The organism is Bacillus sp. MYb209, from assembly GCF_002975175.1.
In the GTDB taxonomy this organism is placed as follows: Bacteria; Bacillota; Bacilli; order Bacillales; family Bacillaceae_G; genus Bacillus_A.
The window spans coordinates 1-2,188 of the sequence record NZ_PCNZ01000104.1 but is presented as its reverse complement, the minus strand read 5'-3'; the positions used below and the strand labels follow the sequence as shown (position 1 = coordinate 2,188).

At 35.6% G+C, this 2,188-nt stretch carries 1 protein-coding gene; it reads right to left on the bottom strand.

Going from position 1 to position 2,188, the window contains the following annotated elements; translation table 11 throughout:
* Nucleotides 1–164: 164 nt before the first annotated feature.
* Nucleotides 165–1,838 (bottom strand): M4 family metallopeptidase, encoded by a 1,674-nt coding sequence (locus CQZ94_RS30475; RefSeq protein WP_105588404.1) that lies wholly within the window; start codon nt 1,836–1,838, stop codon nt 165–167.
* Nucleotides 1,839–2,188 lie beyond the last annotated feature (350 nt).

The following is a 2,188-nucleotide window of genomic DNA, read 5'->3' as shown; positions in this document are numbered from 1 at the left end:
CTTTTCCATACTGATCACGCACCTTTTTTAGAGTAATAGTATCAGTATGTCCAAGTTTACTAGATTTCTTGCACCAAAAGCATCCCTAATACAGTGAAAAAGGACACCCTCGCCAGATACTCCTAGCAAGTGTGTCCTTTTACATTTTTCTATCAATGAAACTATTATTTTACTCCTACGTCATTCCAAGCTTTTTGTACGGCTTGATATGTCGTACTGTTAACACCGTAGTAATCAACAGTAGATTGTAATAAAGCAGCACGTGCCTTACTGAAATCACTTGTTGGTGTAAGGTACGTTGTTAAAGCACGGTAATAGATTTTTTCTGCTTTTTCTTTACCAATAGCATTAATTGTTAAATAAGCAGCTTTATTTGGAATACCGCTATTGATATGTACGCCGCCATTGTCTCCTTCTTCTGTTGGTGGTAAATATTGATAATCATTCATATGAGTAGGTTGGCCATACTTTTCAGGATTTGATAAGCTGCGAAGTGCATCTCCTTTAACTCCAGGCGTATATACAGCTTCTCCTAAATCCCAGTTGGCTGGATCAACGAAATATCCAAATACATCAGAAAAAGATTCATTTAGTGCCCCGGATTGATTTAGGTATTCAAGCTCAGCTGACTTTTCAGTTACCGCATGTGTTAGTTCGTGCGCAACAACATCAAGAGAACCTGACAGCGGTGCGAATTCAACACCATCACCATCACCATAAACCATTTGTTGTCCATTCCAGAATGCATTATTGTAGTTTGTTCCGAAATTGATTCCGGAACGAATTGTTGCACCTTTTCCATCAAAACTGTTACGGTTATGAACATTTTTATAATAATCATATACTTTTCCTGCATTAAAATGAGCATCAACTGCAGGAGCTTGGTTCTTATCTACCCAAGCATTATCTGTATCGAATAGATAGTAATTCTTTATATTATCGGAATCAGTGCCATGATTAGTTGTAGTTGTCTCAATAAAGCCACCATTCATCGGCTTTGTTGTGTCTTTTAAATAGTAATTTCTAGATTGACTACTATAAGTTGTATTCAGGTTTTTTCGATCCCCAAATACGCCGATGCCATAGCCTTTTTGCGGAGTGTCCGCATCTGTAACTGCATTATATGAATCTACAATTGTTCCATCTTCTGCGTTTACATAGATTTTCCAGTTTGCTCCATAAGGTTTAATGAATTGTAATTGTACTTTATAAGTTAAGTAATAATTCCCGTCTTTTTCATAAACAACTAAATCTGCCTTTTCATTTGTAGATTTTGCGGTTTCTTTAATTTGTTCTAGCTGAGTTCCACTTGTTTCTACAAATGTATCTTTTTTTGCTAGATTAATATGTTTCCATGCATTTGAAAGGGCAGTTTCATTTGAGATCTTTGCCTTTGTATTTTCTTTCAAACGGTCAGCAGCAGCGGGATGTACGTCTCCGTTTACTGTTGTTACTTTTCCATCACGATTTGTATGAACAATGAAACGTGCTCCATCAACTGGAACTTTATTAATAGATTGAATGTACACATAATGTTTCATTCCTAAATCATCTGACTTTACTTCTTTCAGTGTTAAGTCAGTTTGTGGGTTGATTTTAAATAATTCTTTATTTTCTTCAAGGAACGCTTTTACTGCTTTTTCTGAATCCACTTTTCCATCAGATAATTCCCCTGAAAGGAAGGATGGATTTCCTTGTTCATCATTCCACTGTTTTTGAACGACTTCCATTTTGTTCAAAGCTTCTTGTTGCGATACTTGTTCTGCTGCAAAGGCACTTGAAAATGGAGCACCTAAAACCATTCCGGTTGCTAGTAATGTAACGACGGATTTCTTCATTTCTATCTCTCCTCTTAATACTACGTATAATAAAGATGCATCTTATTAGGGAGTATACAAAAAAAACATATTCTTGTAGTCATTAATGCAAAATTGCATATATTAAATTTTCGCATTATTCATATTTTTGGATAAATTTCCTATTTCTTGTTGGGGTATGGAAATTATTCTGGGTATGAGGGGCCACTCTGGGATTCTCTTTCTTATTTAAAGATTGATAAGAGGTTCTGGTGCAAAAATAAAATAGAATAAAGCGCATATATTCCTAACGGAATCGTATCTTATGCTGCAAGTTCAAACAATTGATGGATGAATTCTTTCTGATTTTGGACAGACTGGTCCCGTAAATC

Excerpts from the sequence above, each read along its gene's own strand:
- CQZ94_RS30475 (WP_105588404.1), bottom strand. The coding sequence starts at position 1,838 with ATGAAGAAATCCGTCGTTACATTACTAGCAACCGGAATGGTTTTAGGT.